The organism is Herbidospora solisilvae (assembly GCF_009901565.1).
In the GTDB taxonomy this organism is placed as follows: Bacteria; Actinomycetota; Actinomycetes; order Streptosporangiales; family Streptosporangiaceae; genus Herbidospora; species Herbidospora solisilvae.
The window spans coordinates 541,920-555,519 of the sequence record NZ_WXEW01000003.1 but is presented as its reverse complement, the minus strand read 5'-3'; the positions used below and the strand labels follow the sequence as shown (position 1 = coordinate 555,519).

The 13,600-nt window shown below is 68.1% G+C and carries 20 protein-coding genes and 1 pseudogene; 3 read left to right on the top strand and 18 right to left on the bottom strand.

Annotation, left to right across the window (positions count from 1 at the left end; genetic code table 11):
- Nucleotides 1-125 precede the first annotated feature (125 nt).
- Nucleotides 126-1,115, bottom strand: coding sequence for a pentapeptide repeat-containing protein (locus GT755_RS12370; RefSeq protein ID WP_161479847.1), 990 nt, complete (start codon nt 1,113-1,115; stop codon nt 126-128).
- A 376-nt stretch (nt 1,116-1,491) separates the two neighbouring features.
- Between GT755_RS12370 and GT755_RS12365 the strand changes: the two genes are divergently transcribed.
- Nucleotides 1,492-1,752, top strand: a complete 261-nt coding sequence (locus GT755_RS12365; protein ID WP_161479846.1) for a hypothetical protein — start codon at nt 1,492-1,494, stop codon at nt 1,750-1,752.
- Nucleotides 1,753-2,204: 452 nt separating this feature from the next.
- Here the strand turns inward: GT755_RS12365 and GT755_RS12360 are convergent, their stop codons facing one another.
- The 9 genes from GT755_RS12360 to GT755_RS12320 all read right to left on the bottom strand — a co-directional run bounded on the left by GT755_RS12360 (nt 2,205) and on the right by GT755_RS12320 (nt 6,637).
- Nucleotides 2,205-2,576: a hypothetical protein gene (locus GT755_RS12360; protein ID WP_161479845.1), complete on the bottom strand. Its 372-nt coding sequence runs from the start codon at nt 2,574-2,576 to the stop codon at nt 2,205-2,207.
- Nucleotides 2,577-2,981, bottom strand: a complete 405-nt coding sequence (locus GT755_RS12355; protein ID WP_161479844.1) for a hypothetical protein — start codon at nt 2,979-2,981, stop codon at nt 2,577-2,579.
- Nucleotides 2,982-3,053: 72 nt separating this feature from the next.
- Nucleotides 3,054-3,278 (bottom strand): hypothetical protein, encoded by a 225-nt coding sequence (locus tag GT755_RS12350; protein WP_161479843.1) that lies wholly within the window; start codon nt 3,276-3,278, stop codon nt 3,054-3,056.
- A complete protein-coding gene (locus tag GT755_RS12345) occupies nt 3,263-3,697 on the bottom strand; it encodes a DUF6221 family protein (RefSeq protein WP_161479842.1) in 435 nt (144 codons plus the stop codon). The genes GT755_RS12350 and GT755_RS12345 overlap by 16 nt, the downstream gene beginning before the upstream one ends.
- A 58-nt stretch (nt 3,698-3,755) precedes the next feature.
- Nucleotides 3,756-4,382: a hypothetical protein gene (locus GT755_RS12340; protein WP_161479841.1), complete on the bottom strand. Its 627-nt coding sequence runs from the start codon at nt 4,380-4,382 to the stop codon at nt 3,756-3,758.
- 83 nt (nt 4,383-4,465) lie between these two features.
- Entirely contained in the window at nt 4,466-4,681 is a 216-nt protein-coding gene (locus tag GT755_RS12335; RefSeq protein ID WP_202609912.1) for a hypothetical protein, read from the bottom strand.
- Between the two features lie 2 nt (nt 4,682-4,683).
- The gene (locus GT755_RS12330; RefSeq protein ID WP_161479840.1) at nt 4,684-4,887 is read right to left on the bottom strand and encodes a hypothetical protein; all 204 of its coding nucleotides are present in this window, start codon (nt 4,885-4,887) and stop codon (nt 4,684-4,686) included.
- 62 nt (nt 4,888-4,949) lie between these two features.
- Nucleotides 4,950-6,029: a DUF932 domain-containing protein gene (locus GT755_RS12325; protein ID WP_161479839.1), complete on the bottom strand. Its 1,080-nt coding sequence runs from the start codon at nt 6,027-6,029 to the stop codon at nt 4,950-4,952.
- Nucleotides 6,030-6,106: 77 nt separating this feature from the next.
- Entirely contained in the window at nt 6,107-6,637 is a 531-nt protein-coding gene (locus GT755_RS12320; protein WP_161479838.1) for a helix-turn-helix transcriptional regulator, read from the bottom strand.
- An 89-nt stretch (nt 6,638-6,726) separates the two neighbouring features.
- Between GT755_RS12320 and GT755_RS12315 the strand changes: the two genes are divergently transcribed.
- Complete coding sequence (locus tag GT755_RS12315) at nt 6,727-6,936, top strand: DNA-binding protein (RefSeq protein ID WP_202609911.1); 210 nt, start codon at nt 6,727-6,729, stop codon at nt 6,934-6,936.
- A complete protein-coding gene (locus GT755_RS12310; RefSeq protein WP_161479837.1) occupies nt 6,926-7,312 on the top strand; it encodes a GIY-YIG nuclease family protein in 387 nt (128 codons plus the stop codon). Before GT755_RS12315 ends, GT755_RS12310 begins: the two co-directional genes overlap by 11 nt.
- A gap of 94 nt (nt 7,313-7,406) precedes the next feature.
- Here GT755_RS12310 and GT755_RS12305 read toward each other — a convergent pair whose 3' ends face one another.
- The 8 genes and pseudogenes from GT755_RS12305 to GT755_RS12270 form a co-directional block, all read right to left on the bottom strand.
- Nucleotides 7,407-7,571 carry a hypothetical protein gene (locus tag GT755_RS12305; RefSeq protein ID WP_161479836.1) on the bottom strand — a complete coding sequence of 55 codons (165 nt, stop codon included), beginning with the start codon at nt 7,569-7,571 and terminating at the stop codon, nt 7,407-7,409.
- Between the two features lie 661 nt (nt 7,572-8,232).
- Entirely contained in the window at nt 8,233-8,916 is a 684-nt protein-coding gene (locus GT755_RS38560; RefSeq protein WP_202609910.1) for a hypothetical protein, read from the bottom strand.
- Nucleotides 8,917-9,101: 185 nt separating this feature from the next.
- Nucleotides 9,102-9,245 (bottom strand): annotated as a pseudogene (locus tag GT755_RS39485) (helix-turn-helix domain-containing protein); the annotation flags it as partial.
- 151 nt (nt 9,246-9,396) lie between these two features.
- Nucleotides 9,397-10,176, bottom strand: a complete 780-nt coding sequence (locus tag GT755_RS12290; protein WP_161479835.1) for a hypothetical protein — start codon at nt 10,174-10,176, stop codon at nt 9,397-9,399.
- Nucleotides 10,173-10,583: a nucleoside triphosphate pyrophosphohydrolase gene (locus GT755_RS12285; RefSeq protein WP_202609909.1), complete on the bottom strand. Its 411-nt coding sequence runs from the start codon at nt 10,581-10,583 to the stop codon at nt 10,173-10,175. The genes GT755_RS12290 and GT755_RS12285 overlap by 4 nt, the downstream gene beginning before the upstream one ends.
- Complete coding sequence (locus tag GT755_RS12280; protein WP_161479834.1) at nt 10,580-11,935, bottom strand: replicative DNA helicase; 1,356 nt, start codon at nt 11,933-11,935, stop codon at nt 10,580-10,582. The genes GT755_RS12285 and GT755_RS12280 overlap by 4 nt, the downstream gene beginning before the upstream one ends.
- On the bottom strand, nt 11,932-12,519 hold the full coding sequence (locus GT755_RS12275; protein WP_161479833.1) for a P-loop NTPase family protein: 588 nt from the start codon (nt 12,517-12,519) through the stop codon (nt 11,932-11,934). The genes GT755_RS12280 and GT755_RS12275 overlap by 4 nt, the downstream gene beginning before the upstream one ends.
- Nucleotides 12,519-13,571 carry a hypothetical protein gene (locus GT755_RS12270; protein ID WP_161479832.1) on the bottom strand — a complete coding sequence of 351 codons (1,053 nt, stop codon included), beginning with the start codon at nt 13,569-13,571 and terminating at the stop codon, nt 12,519-12,521. Before GT755_RS12270 ends, GT755_RS12275 begins: the two co-directional genes overlap by 1 nt.
- Nucleotides 13,572-13,600 lie beyond the last annotated feature (29 nt).

The window sequence follows — 13,600 nt, the reverse complement described above, 5'->3', positions numbered from 1 at the left end:
CCGACCGGGGCGAGGGTTGCCCTGTCCGGGGCTCCCTCACAGGAGGAGATCGACAGGGGACGGCCGTTGCGCAAGCGGCCGACCCAGGCTCGGTGGCCTGACCCAGTGGGCTACAAAGACCAGCCTCAGAACTTGGTGTGCTGATCCACGGTTGCCACCCTCCGAATCTCCTGCTCGGTCATCCCGGTGATGCGACTCAGGTCCGCACCGCTCAAGTTCGCGCCGGTCAGATCCGCGCCGGTCAGGTTCGCGCCAGTCAGCTCCGCGTAGGTCAGGTCCGCGCCGTTCAGGTCCGCGCCGTTAAGGAACGCGCTGGTCAGGTCCGCGCCGTTCAGGTCCGCGTCGGTCAGGAACGCGGTGGCCAGGTCCGCGCCGGTCAGGTTCGCGCCGATCAGGTCCGCGTCGGTCAGGTCCGCGCCGTTCAGGTTCGCGTAGGTCAGATCCGCGCCGTTCAGGTTCGCGCCGGCCAGGTTCGCGCCAGTCAAGGAGGTTTCGAGCAGGTATGCGTCGAGCAAGCTCGCGCCAGCTAGGTACGCGCCAGCCAGGTTCGCGCGGGATAAATTCGCATCACGGAAGTTAGCTGCCGCAAGGAGCGACTCCCCGAGAACTCTGCCTCCCTCGTCAACCTGGCGCAGAGCACGGACGGCCGCTATCACGTCAGTGCTGGGCGTCCAGACCTTTCCCTCATCAAGGTCCGCTGGCCGGTCTCGTTCGAGGATGAATGCCACGACGACCTCAGAGAGGGTGTCCGAGTCGGCGGGTGAGTCTGTGGCTATTCGGGCCAGGGCGTACAGGCTGCCTATCCGGACCTCGATTTTGTCGTTTCCGAGCTGTTCGACGGCCTTGGCGTAGCGGTCGGTGATCTGCTGCTGCTGGGTAGCTTCAAGTGCCTCTCGCCCCGTTTCTAGAGTCTGCTGTCCGGTTTCCCATGTGCGGGCGGTGTAGACGAGACCGCCTGCGGTGAACAGCAGGCCCAGCAGGACGCTAATCGTGGTGACGTGCTGCCACGGACGTTGCCGGGCGGCCTGATGCAGTTCGTACCGCTTCTCGGCCGGGAGCTCATCAAGTTCCGCTTGGGTGGGCGGCGTGATCCGCGTCCGCTTGCGATGCTTCAATGCGGGAAATTCCGCCCGCCGATCTGTGCGTGGGCGGCTCTGAAGGTCGCGGAACACGCGGCGGATCGACGGCGACGAAGGCGTCCGGGGATCCGGACTCAAGGGCGGCCTAGCGCTGGTGCCGGGTAACTCATCAGGAGGTCCAGGGCTGTTCATATCTGATAGACGAACAGGGCATCAGCGGAGTTGTCGGCGGCTCCGTTCGGGACTCCCTCAACGGGTGAGATCGACAGAGGTGGCGGATGCGCACGCGCCGCAGCGGAAGCCGCAGCAGCCGGGCCCCGGCCATGGGAGGTCGAACCGTGTTCGATAGCGTTCGAATGTGCAGCCCAAACCTGCTCCGACGTGCACGAGCTGGCACCGGCATCCACGCCCGATGCTGGAGCCCGCGGCGCTGTCGGACGGCGGGCAGCGGGAGGTTCGGCCAGCCCGATCGATTCTCATCCTGTGCGATGACGGCGCCTGGCACTCAGGAGTGATCAAGACGTGGGCGCGGGACCGGGATCGACGGTGGGCCTGCCTCGTCGACTACTACGCCGGGGAACACCACTTCGAGGCCTGGTTCGTCTACTGCGCGGCCGCCATCCGATCTGTTCCGGACTGGTCAGATGACCCGCGCCACCTCGGCGAACGGTGACCAAGGGCGCAGATAAGTTACTCGCGCGTATCGATGCGACCTGCGACAACGCGGCACATCCACGCGCGGAAACGGCGCCGGGTTCGCCGTCCTACGTTCGCTCAAGCTGAGGGATAGGGAATCGAGCCAGGGTCTTCGGATTAGCTCGATCTGTGACATCCCAGAGCCTGATCCATGCCGGGCTTGCCATCCCACGAGGGCTGATCAAGCTACCTCGCCGGTCAAGCCTGGGATCAATGAAGGGGATCACCTCTGGCATCTCGACAACGACAGATCCGGACGGACTCACTGCTCCGATGACATCAGTGACTAAGGACCCCGTCGCAACAAGGACGCCGACGAGAGTGAGTACGGCTAGCTGTTCAGGGGTGAGCTTCCAGCCGCCTCTTGCAGACTGGCGGTGCTTGCCGGGAGACATAACTTAGATCGCACCCTCTATCAATCGTCGAGTATCAGCGGGGCAGCGGGTCTCCGAAGTCCGCGCGCTGGTAGTTCAGCACCAGCCCGGTTCGCTTGGCGAACTCGTCGGTGAACGTCCGGGCGGACCGCCATGCCCAGTCCGCGCAACCGGCGCCGAGGACCCGATCCGGGAACCACTGGTGCCTCGCTGTCGACAATTGGTTCGCCGTGAAATCTGAAGGCTTGAGGTGCTTCCCGACCTCATGCCCCTTATCGAGGGGCTGACTATTGGGCTTGTAGTGGACAAGCCAATTGCGGAGCTTGATCAGGATGTCGGCTCGACGGTAGGGCTCCCTTCCCGATTCGAAGGGATCGTGGCCAGCCAACTCAAGGGCCAGCTGATACTTGGCGAGCGGCTTAAGCACCTAACCATCGCTCGTGTGGCGCCAAGCCGCAGCAAATGCTCTCAGCGTGTCCTTGCCGAGAGTTGCTACGTAGGTGGTGTGGCCGTCGGCGGCGTCCTTCAACACTTCGTTGATCGCGGCTTCGAGGAAGAAAGCAGATTCAGTGATCGCTGCGATGACGAGGCCTCGATGGCGGACGTCGAAATACGGAGCCTTCGACGTCAGCAAGGTCTCCCGCGCCTGAGCATCCTCGGCTGCGTAGCGCGCGGCATACAGGTGGTGAGTCGATAGGTAACTCCTGCTCAACGCCCTTACCGAGGCTGTAGCAGTAATGACGGCTCTGGCCTTGCCGGTAACGGTCGCTTCAGACGCCGCTGGCGATGCCGACGCCGTGCCGTTCGATTCGGCTTCGTCCTGGTTGCTCACGAGACAATCGTGACAGGAGTTCTGCCCAGCTTCCCGGGAATTCGACGCATCGCCCGAATGCTCGGGTTCGAGCTACCCGTGGTCGTAGAACCCTCGCGTCTGGAGGTCGAGATAGGCGAGATCCGGGTGGGCGACGATCTCGGCGAGGTCGGCCGCCGCGCACACGCGCCTGATGGCCTGGAAGCCGGCCGCGGTTTCCACCATGTTGGCCGCGAGCTCGCACTGGACGGCCTTGCCTCGTAGGGCGGCGGCGAAGAGCCGGAGGGTTCGTGCCTGGCGGCTCAGGTCGGCGCCCACTCGCTGTCCTTCGGGTAGTCCGGGTGTTCGGCGTACGGTTCGGCGAGCGCGACCACGGTCGGGCAGTGGCCGTAGGGGAAGGTGTCGAGCCCTTCGTCGTATCGGCAGGTCTGGCAGATATCCCGCTCGGCGTTCCAGCCCTCCCGAACACGCTCAGGTCCGTGCTCTTCGAGGATCTTTCGCTTGGATGCGATGTCGCGGAGTGCGCGGGCCGGGTCGAAGTGGGCGACGTACCGGTTGAACCGCTGTGCCGCTTGCGGCTCCCAGCCGGCCGCTTCCAGGTCCGCGATGCCGTCGGCGTAGGACGGGTCGGCCGGCTCGCCGTCGTGGAGTTGTGCGCCCGCCTGAGCTTCGCGTTCGTCCTCGTCCAGCCGGGCGCGCAGGAACGCGATCCGTGGAGGTGCAGGCATGCTGCTCATGGCATCTTCCTCGGGCCGGGCGGGTGAGTTGATGGTAAGGCGTCGCCGACCCGGGCAGTCAGCTCTCCCACAGCGGCAGGCCGGCGAGCAGCGCGCGGGTCAGATCCACCACGGACGGGTCGCCCCGGGTGACGAGTTTCACGGTCAGTGGTGCGATTCCCGCGGTAGCGACGCCGAACAGTACGTCGGCATCGCCGTAGTGGAGTCGGTAGTCCTCCTGTCGGTAGGTCGCCAAGCAGAAAGGCGAGGCCGGGGCAGCGGCGCGGGCATGGTGGTCGGCCGAGGTTGTCCACAGGTGGCAGTCGCATTCCGGGTCGCCGCAACGTTCGGCTTCGAGGTCGCGCGGTGTGGCCCGGTGGCGGGCAAGGTGGCCGTTCAGCATCGGGCAGGCGGCCAGCGCGTAGGGGGCGCAGTCGGAGGGGTGCAGGGCGGGTTCGGCGGAATAGCCGCGCGTGAAGTCCACGGGGCGCATGAGCAGGGCGTACTTCCCGCCTGGCCGCGTAGAGAGGGCGCCTCCGCATCCGCCGCACCGCTTGCCGAGGAGCGCGCCGGTGACGCGGCCCGGGTGGTTGAGCCCGAACATGGGCGGCCGGCCGCCGTGCCGGTGCCGGGCGGCGACGACGGGGACGGCCAGGCCGCCGTGGACGGGGCAGCCGGACATGCGCTTGGGGATTCGCGGGGCCATGACGCACCTTTCGCGGGGGCCCGTGCGGCGAGAAGCGAGTCGGTGAGCCGGAGCTCGGTCGCGTATCCCGCCGCACGGGTAGATCAGGGTTCGGGCTGGTAGTGAGAGTCGCCCTCGTCGTCGCCGAGGGCGTGAGCTTCGATCCAGACGTCGGCGAGCTCGGGGAAACCGAGGACGATCAGGACGGCGGCGAGGGCTTCGACCTCCCCGCAGTTGAGAGTGGTCCCGACATCGTGGGCCACGTAGCCGTCGAACGTGTTCCCGAAGTCGCGGGCGATGGCGGCGGGCACGTACGGCACAGCTAGTCCTGGTCGGGGTCGTGGTCGTCGGTGCCCATCAGGAAGTCGTTGAACACGTGGACAACCTGCCCTTCGTACTCGGTAACGGGCAGGCCGCACCCGCAGGTGCCGATCGGTCCCTGGCCGTCCACGAGTCCGGCGATGTCCCACATGTCGGATTCACTTGCCGGTGCTTCGACGCCGTCGGCGTGGTCGGGGATGCTCATGGTTGCTCCGTTCGTCCATGGGGGACGGCCCCGCTTCCCCTCGGGACCGTCCCCCGGCTCTGCTAGTGGCGGGCCAGCAGCATGAGCCGCTTGTGCGCCCTGGTCTTGATCTCGTCGTCCGTCCCCTCCAGGAGGGCGGTCGCGCGGGCGATCTCCTCGGTCATGGACCTGCCGGGGCGGCGGGGCGCGACGTGGTCGAGGTAGTCGGTGACGGCCCGCTCGGCGGCGTAAGCGGTCTGGCCGAGGGTCTCGATCTCCGCGCGGAACATGCCGTTCAGCCCGTCGCGGCGGCGCTCGGCGGCGTTCAGGGTGCGGACCGGGGCGTCCTGGTCGACCGGCCACAGCTCCGTGATCAGCTTGTCGAAGTCGTTGAGCGCGATCTCCGTGCGGGCCAGCAGGGTCTCCTCGGCCGCCCACTCCTGGTAGTACTCCATCGACAGGCCCAAGGTGCGGCGGGCCTCGTCGATGCGGGTGAGCGCGGAAGCGGTGTGGCGGACCCTCCACGAGGTGTGAGCGTCCCGGACGGCGAACCGCTCGGTGTTGGCGCAGACGACCCGCCACGGAGTGACGAGGGCCTGAGCGGGGCTACGCCCGTCGTGGCTGTTCAGCATGACCACGAACGGCACGATCTCGTCGTTGATGCCGTCGGCGTCGATGCGGACGTCCTCCGGCAGGCGCATGGTGACAAACACCCGCTTGCCGCCGCGCAGCGCGCCCGCGCTCTCCCAGATCACGCCGTGGTTGTCGACGAGGTCCTGGAGGAACACGAACAGGTCGCGGTTCTGAATGGGGACGTACTTGCCGCCGACGACGCCGAGCGGGTCGCCCGTGTCGGTGCGGACGGTCACGAAGTAGTCGGCGGCGGTGCGCAGCTCGGGCGTGGTCTCCTGCTCGGTCATGAAGCTGTAGCGGACGGCGCGCTTCTCGACCCCGAACGCGACGCCGCCGAGAGTGAGCACGTCGTCGATGCTGTCGGTGCCGCCCGGGATCACGGTTCCGAGGCCGTGCCACGCCGGGGTGGAGGTGTAGAGCGCGGCCTGCCCGAGGGTGGTGTCGAGGCCGTCCTTGCCCCGGTATTCGGCGCGGTCCCACGAGGCGGTGCGGCGGGCGGCGAGTTCGGCGTTGACGTCGGTGATGGTCATTTGCGGTTCCCTCCCGGGAAATCAGTCCGGGCGGCCGGATGCCGCCCGGACGGGGGACGCTGTCGAAGGCGTGGAAATCACAAGAGGACAGGGCAATTTGGCGTCCAGCGCATGGCGTTGTTGCCGTGGTAGCTGGACTCGTCCATGTCGGCGATCTCGGCGCGGATGCGGTCGAGGGCGGCGCGCTCGCGGGCGTCATCGTTGGGGTTGTGACGGAAGGCGTCGGGGAGGACGGTCAGCGACTCGATCCGGTCGACGCGGAAGGCGCGCTGAGCGGAACGCAACCGGTCGTAGGCGCGGACGCTCGCGTGTCCGGCGTCGGAGTAGGTGATGGCGTGGGGCTCGATCACGCGGGTGGTCCAGTCGCCGTTCCCGGCAACGTAGGTGATCATCACCGGCCTCTGGGACTCGATCGCCGCCTCAAGCTGGTCGATCGGGTCGCCCTCAGAGATGGGCGTGATGCTCCCCGACCGAACGTGGCGGAGCGTCATGGCGTCGGCAAGGACGTGGCGGGTGCCGTCGCAGCAGTGGCGGGCGACGGTGAATACCTCACCGTTGAGCCATGAGATAGAGCCGTGGTAGCGGACCTGGGTGCCGATCTCGTACATAGCCAACCTCCTACTAGGCACATGCCTAGTCTAATAGGCACGTGACTAATAGGCAAGTGCCTAGTAGGCTTCTGACTATGCTTCTCGCCGTGGATCAGATCGTGGGGGCCGCCGAGATCGGCCTCATGCTCGGGGGCCTCAGCCGCCAGCGAGTCAGCCAGTTGACCAGCTCCGATGACTTCCCCGAACCCGTCGTCCGGCTCAAGATGGGCGCCATCTGGCGGGCCAACGACGTCCGCAAATGGGCCAGGGACCACAACCGCACCCTCGCGGAAGGCTGGGACACCGATGCCGGCTGAGCGCTTCAGAAGCCCCCAATGGCCCAGCCCAGAAGTGTTAGCCCAGTACCGAGCCAACGGCGCGATCCGCCACCACGACCCCAACGCGCCGACGGCCGTCTACCGCTTCTATGACTCGGCCGGCCGTCTGCTCTACGTAGGCATGACCCACAATCCGACGTGGCGCTTCAAGTTCCACGTGCACAAGAACTGGTGGCCGCGGGCCGTGCGTCACACGATCGACTGGCGACCGAACCGCGCCGCGGCTGCCAGGGAGGAACGCCGAGCCATCCTGGAGGAGTGCCCGCTACACAATCGGCACGGGTTGCCCCGCCGTCGTCAGGTCAATCCAATTGATGCCGTCCGGCTCAGCATGGATGAACAGCGACCGGCTTGAGGGCGAGACCCCCGCCCGAATTTTTCGAGGACTCACCCAATCCGGGCGGGGGAAGGTCACGAAGGACCTTTGAGCAAAGAGTTGTTACTCCTGATCAGAGGATCTTCGTCGCGAGTGCTGTCGCAACGATGACCGCGAAGATCAGGAACCCAAGCCGGGCGGTGCGGGGGGTGCTATCCAGGACATCCCGCACCGCCAAGGCGATGGCCGAAATGATCCTCAGGCGGTAATCGCCTGAGTCATCCGGCGGCTCTAACATGGCGCCTCCTTTGGGCCGATGTTTCCCTTACATCAGTTCCTTCGGAGCCGACCACCAATGAGTTTGATGGGTTCACGGTTCGAACTTTGGCAATCGCCGGGAAGCGGCTCGCCGGGCGACAGGTCACCCTTGTGTCTAGGGGCAGGGTCTACGAATCGCCTGGCACCGACACTGAGTGGTCGAAATTCGGGGCACAGTCAGTGCGCCACCACGACAGCACTTCGATCCCTGCGGACCGGGCCATCCGGGCGGTTTCCGAAGCGCCATGCGAGCCGTGCGGGCGAGGCCTTCGGCATCGGAGGTCGGCGCAGGGCTCGACCATCGCCAGGCACAGGTCAGCGCCGAGGGTGACCATGTGAGCGTCGCGGATCAGCCCGGCCGCCGGGCAGTACGTGCCGCCCGACTTGTTGGGTCGCCGGTGGGACGGCTTGCATTTCGGGCCTCGGCAGACGTCCCAGTCGGCAGGGTGCCGCTCGGGGGTGAAGCCGAGGGCGATGAGCAGCTCGTGGGCGATGCGGTCTCCCCCTCGGGGGCAGTCCCCGTGGACCCAGGTGACCGGCCGCCCGAGTGCTGTGGCGTCGTGCCACACGTCGAGGAGGCCGGCCCGGACGTAGGCGCGGTCGGTGATGGACCGGCTGGCGGTGATGGCACCCGGAACGGGTCACTCACGGCTGGCCTCGTCGCGCTGGAGTCGCTCGATCTCGGCGACGATCAGCGCGCCCGCCTTGACCAGCGTCCGGATCGGGTCGCCAGGCGTCGGCTTGTACGCCTTGTCCGACCACGGCCACACCTCTTCGGCCCACGCCGACCAGATGGACGCGCCGGACATCCGGGCGGCAGCGACCGCGTAGGCGGCGCCGGCACCAGCGAGTTGCCCTCGGGTGTGCTGGTCGTCGTGTTCGACCGTCCAGCCTTCACGCCGGATCTGGCGGTCCCGCTCTGCGGCGATGAGTTCTACCGCCGTCGCTGAGCGGCTCTCAGAGCATCCAGGATGACCCGATGACCGGATCTCACGCTCGGCGGCCTGTTTGGACGCGAGAGGTGGCTCTGAGGGCGCGCTGGCGAGGTTCTCGAACTGACCGTCGTATCCGGGCGTGGCCACGGCCCGAACGATCTCCGCCGCCTGAGCGAACCCCTCACGTCGGGCGTGGGCTGCGCTCCCTCTGATCACGGCGACAACCCGAGGGCCTGACGACATCTCCGCTTCGATAGCCCGTGCGGCGCGTTCGGCCAGGTGTGGTGCCGCAGCCTGGAGAGCCAGACGCAGGCGCTCGTCGAGCATGACGTTCGGGTTGGCCGGGAAGGCGTCGATCGCCGCCTGCACGGCTTCGGCAGGGATCTCCATCACGCCGCCTGCCCGTCGACCTCGGCCAGCAGATCCCGGGCGCGGGCCTGCGGGCACGGACCGTCGCCGGCCCAACCGTGCTGAGGGCAGTGGCCGTCGGCGTCGGGCGCGCACTCGGACGGGTCGACCAGCTCGCGGACGAGGTCGATGGCGGCGAGGCGTGCCTGCCGCATGTCCGCGAGACCGTCGGCGATCAGCTTCAGGACGGCGTCCTCGGGGATGCGGATGGACCGGCCGACGCGTACCGCCGCGAGGTCGCCGCTGTAGGCCATCCGGTAGACGGTCATCTTGGACAGGCGGAGCAGGGCCGCCACCTCGGCGACGGTCATCCACCGGTCCCACAGGGTGGGGTCGATCGGGCTGGTGCTCACAGGAACCTCACTCGGGTCTCGGGGCAGCGCGTGCAGCGCTGGCGGATGGTGTGGCCGAACACGTCCGTGGTCTTCCAGCGGTCGCGGCGGGTGTGCAGCAGGTGGCGGATCATGCAGCGGGTCCGAGCAGGTTGCGGATGTAGTCGGCCGCCAGTCTCAGCCGCCCAGTAGCCTCGGCCGCCTCCTTGCGGGCTCGGCTGAGCACGGCGTGGTCACGGGTGTAGTCCCGCAGCGCCTCCCCCAGTTCCTTGGCGGTCAGCCGGTCCAGACTCCGGTCAGAAGACCACTCGGTTAGCGTCACCCCGAGCGCCTCTTCGACCCGCGCCAGAAGGTCAAGGCGGCGCTGGGTCGGGTAGTCGATGCTCGCCCGCGACCACTTCGCCTTGGCAGCTTCCACCTGGCGGTAGATCTCGTTCCGCTGCTCATCGCGGAGGCGCTGCATGTCCGCGTCCCGGATCGCGTTGTTCCGCGCGACCAGCCGGATCACCAGTTCCAGCGAGAGCTCAGGCTTCCGAGCCTCCGGCTTGATGACGACCTTGAAACGGCGGCCCGAACGCGGCGCCTCCATCAGCCCCCAGCCGTCTGGAACCTCAGCCGGGTCGACTACCAGGGGCGGAGCGACGATCCAGAAGCGGGAGCTGTACCGCCACCAGGCGTCCGCCTTGGCTGGGTCGTCAAGTTCCCGGCGCCAGTCGGCCTTCGACGTCTTCAGCTCGTGCACGTCGATCGCGTAGCCGCGCGACGGCCACAGCCCGACCCTGACCAGGTCGGCCCGGCGGGTGCTGCCCGGCGCCTGCACCTCGGTCAGCAGCACCTCGCCCGCCTGTGGCCTGCCGTCTGGCTGGCCGTAGTGGGCGACCAGGAGGTCGAGTAGCTGGCCGGTGTTCATGCCGCATCACCAGCCCGATTGCCCAGCCAGACGAGGCACTTCTCGAAGCCACCCCGCTCTGCCGCCTTCCGCTCCCGGATCGACTCCAGGTCGAAGGGGGTCAGACCCTGCAGCGCGGCCAGCGCGTACAGGACTTCCAGCAGGTCGGCGAATTCCTCGGGATCTTCGGGGTGGCCACTGCAGAGGGCCTCGGCGAGCTCCTCTTCGAGCTTCGCCCGCAGCAGGCCCGGCAGTTCGTCGCGGTGCGCCTCGCGGATCAGCGGCTCCACGCCGGACGCACGGATGACGTCCGGGATCAGGTCACGGACCAGCTTGCCGTCGGCGGGGAAGGCGAAGCGGCCGGAGAGCACGGTCACCACGGCGTCGAGGTCGCGCCGCTCGATCGCGGCAGTCAGGTCGTCACTCATCGGGCACCTGCCGGCGTCGGCGTCCACCGCTTGGTCAGGTCGGTGATCCTGCCGTAGTGGCCTTGGAAGCCGAGCGGCACCGTGCCACGGGGGCCCTGCCGCTGCTTGTCGACGATCACGTCGATTTCGCCCGCGCGCTCCCCCTCCGGCTCGTACATGTCAGGGCGGTGCAGGAGCATCACGATGTCGGCGTCGGCCTCGATCGCCCCCGACTCCCGCAGGTCCGACATGGCCGGCCGCTTATCGGCCCGCGACTCGGGCCCGCGGTTGAGCTGGGCGGCAGCGATGAGCGGCACATTGAACTCCCGGGCGATCAGCTTGAGACCGCGAGCGAACTCGGCGACCTCAAGTTGTCGGCTCTCGTACTTTCGGCCGCCGCTGCCGGGCTTCATGAGCTGCAGGTAGTCGACGACGACGAGATCGCATCCAGTGGTGCGTTGCATGCCGCGCAGCCGGGAGCGGATGTGCGACAGGCCGGCCTCAGGTGCGTCGTCGATGACGAGCGGCGCATCCAGGATCCGGTCCCGGACCTGGCCGATCCTCGCCCAGTCGTCGTCTTCGAGCGTCCGGTTCTGGAACCGGTTGAGGCTGACCCGGGCCTCGGCTGCGAGGAGGCGGTGGACGACGTCGGCGTGGGACATCTCCAGCGAGACGTACAGGCCGGGCTGGCGGCGGCGCACGCAGAGCTTGCGCAGGATGTCGATGCCCATCACGGACTTTCCGACGCCCGGCCGGGCGGCCACGATGATGAGCTGGCCGGGCCGGATGGTGACCATCGAGTCGAGGTCGGCGTAGCCCGTGAGCACCCGGTCGGCTTGGTCGGTGCCGCGCTCCAGGCCGTCCAGGACATCGTCGAGCAGCTCGCCCACCGTCGGTGCAGTGGCGCCGCCTATGTGGGCGCGGGTCGCCTCCTCCAGGAGCTTGCGGGCGTGGTCGACGTGGGAGGGGTCGAACTGGCCCGGCACGGTGAGGTTGCGAATCTGCTCGCTGGCTACATTGAGCCGCCGCCGCATCGCGTCGACCGCGATGGTTCCCGCGTGGTAGCCGATCGAGCCCGCACCGCAGGCGTGGCCGATCAGCGAGGCCACATACACGCCACCGACGCGGGCGAGATCGCCGGTCGCCGCCAGTTGCCTGAGGACGGCCGCCGGATCGACCGGCTTGCCGTCCTCGGCCAGCCGCACGGCCGCGCCGTACACGACCCCCGCGTTGGTGTAGAAGTCCTCCGGCCGGACCAGATCGGCGGCCTGCTCGGCGAGGTGACGCCACTGAATCGCCGCGCCCGCGATGGCCATCTCCGCCGCGGTGACCTCGACGGTGGGGGCCCAGTGCTCCAGTTCGATCGTGGTCACGCCGCCCCCCGGCGCAAGTCCGGTCCGTCGAAGGTGACCACCACGGCGTCGGCCGCCAGCCGGGACGCGATCCGCTCGCCGAGCATCTCCCGCAGGTCGGCCACGTTCGTGGTCACCAACGTGGGCCGCCGGTACATCCAGCGCTCGTCGATGATGCCAAGCAGCCGTTCGCCGTCCCGGTCCCACAGGCGGGTGGCGCCGACGTCGTCCAGGACCAGAGCTCCCGCCGTGGCCAGCCGGTCGAGCAGGCCGGCGTCGAGGGGCGGGGTGATGGCCTTCTGCCACTCGGCGGCGGTCAGGAGCCGGGGGACGCCCCGCCAGCCCGCTTCGAGCGCCAGCCGGATCGCGCGGTAGCAGTGCCAGGTCTTCGTCGTGCCAGTGCCGCCGACGAGCACCAGGTTGGTGCCCGCGCCCTTCAGCAGGCCCTCGATCCAGCGGGCCACGGCCGAGTGCACGGGATACTCGCCAGCGAAGACCGGCGGTGTGGCAGCGGTCCAGGCGTCCAGACGCTGGTCGGCGAGCCGCGCCTGGCGCTCGTCCTCGGCGGCGTCCATGTCGTCGAAGTCGTCGAAGTTGTCGGTCATCAGAGCCTCACGTTCGAGTAGTCCTGCGCAGGGAGGTGGGGGCCGGAGTCGCCGCGTGCGGCGGGCCGGGGCGAGCCACGCGACGGCCTGGATGCCTGGAGCCGGAGCTGGTCGTACTTCGCGCGAAGGGTCGGCAGCGACAGGATGTTGCCGCGCCAGAACTCGTCGTCCTGGCACCAGTCGATCGCCCGATGGATCTGCTCCTCGGTCCGCTTGTCTGCGGTGAGCATCAGTCGCGCGGCGTCTCGCCAGCGCTTGCTGATCGTGGGCGGCTTCGATCCGTTGTCGACGACCCGGTTGGCCAGGTGGTCGCAGACGCGATCGATAGCTGCGACGAGCTCAGGGCTCAGGTCGCTCTGGACCGCCCCTTCTTCGCTGCATTCGTCGCCGTCGGTCGACGGAGTCGCCGACGAAGAGGTTCCGGGGAAAGGGGAACTGGGGGAAGGGGAAGTGCTTTCTTGCTCACCGTACTTTTCCCCTTTCCCCTGGGAAGGGTTCCCGGAAGGGTTCGGCGAAGGGTTCCGGGAACCCTTCCGGGAAGGCTTGGCCGGAGGGTTGTCGGAAGGGTCGGCCGATGGGTTAGGGGAACCCTCCATCAGGTCACCCAGGAACCCGGTCAGCACGCTGCGGGCGATGTCGGACCCGACGTCGGCCAGCGGGATGCGCTGAAGCTCGGCACGGAGCGCGGCGCGAAGCATCGGCGACTCGATCAGGCTGGCCGACTCCCGGGCCGACTTCAGGACGTTCGGCTGCTTGTAGACGCGGTCGCGGCGCACCAGCGACCTGACGAGGACCTCTTCGGTGTCCTCGTCGACCAGGACGAACGGACGCTCGCCCTCGGCGAGCACCAGCAGGTCTTCGAGTACGTCAGCCGGCGTCAGCCCGGGGGCCTTCTGCGCCCACCGCCGAGCCCGGAGCGCGATGAGCCCGCAGTAGGACAGGTCCGGCTGGGAAATCAGAAACAGGTAGAGGCGCTGCGGGCCCGGGGGCAGTTTCAGATAGTCCGGGTCGTCCCAGATGGTGGTGAAGATGCGCGCCTCCGTGCGAGGCATGGCTGCTCCTGGTGGTGCTCGAAGGGTCA

Excerpts from the sequence above, each read along its gene's own strand:
- GT755_RS12365 (WP_161479846.1), top strand. The coding sequence starts at position 1,492 with ATGCTGGAGCCCGCGGCGCTGTCGGACGGCGGGCAGCGGGAGGTTCGG.
- GT755_RS12345 (WP_161479842.1), bottom strand. The coding sequence starts at position 3,697 with ATGAGCAGCATGCCTGCACCTCCACGGATCGCGTTCCTGCGCGCCCGG.
- GT755_RS12340 (WP_161479841.1), bottom strand. The coding sequence starts at position 4,382 with ATGGCCCCGCGAATCCCCAAGCGCATGTCCGGCTGCCCCGTCCACGGC.
- GT755_RS12330 (WP_161479840.1), bottom strand. The coding sequence starts at position 4,887 with ATGAGCATCCCCGACCACGCCGACGGCGTCGAAGCACCGGCAAGTGAA.
- GT755_RS12325 (WP_161479839.1), bottom strand. The coding sequence starts at position 6,029 with ATGACCATCACCGACGTCAACGCCGAACTCGCCGCCCGCCGCACCGCC.
- GT755_RS12320 (WP_161479838.1), bottom strand. The coding sequence starts at position 6,637 with ATGTACGAGATCGGCACCCAGGTCCGCTACCACGGCTCTATCTCATGG.
- GT755_RS12310 (WP_161479837.1), top strand. The coding sequence starts at position 6,926 with ATGCCGGCTGAGCGCTTCAGAAGCCCCCAATGGCCCAGCCCAGAAGTG.
- GT755_RS12305 (WP_161479836.1), bottom strand. The coding sequence starts at position 7,571 with ATGTTAGAGCCGCCGGATGACTCAGGCGATTACCGCCTGAGGATCATT.
- GT755_RS38560 (WP_202609910.1), bottom strand. The coding sequence starts at position 8,916 with ATGGAGATCCCTGCCGAAGCCGTGCAGGCGGCGATCGACGCCTTCCCG.
- GT755_RS12290 (WP_161479835.1), bottom strand. The coding sequence starts at position 10,176 with ATGAACACCGGCCAGCTACTCGACCTCCTGGTCGCCCACTACGGCCAG.
- GT755_RS12285 (WP_202609909.1), bottom strand. The coding sequence starts at position 10,583 with ATGAGTGACGACCTGACTGCCGCGATCGAGCGGCGCGACCTCGACGCC.
- GT755_RS12275 (WP_161479833.1), bottom strand. The coding sequence starts at position 12,519 with ATGACCGACAACTTCGACGACTTCGACGACATGGACGCCGCCGAGGAC.
- GT755_RS12270 (WP_161479832.1), bottom strand. The coding sequence starts at position 13,571 with ATGCCTCGCACGGAGGCGCGCATCTTCACCACCATCTGGGACGACCCG.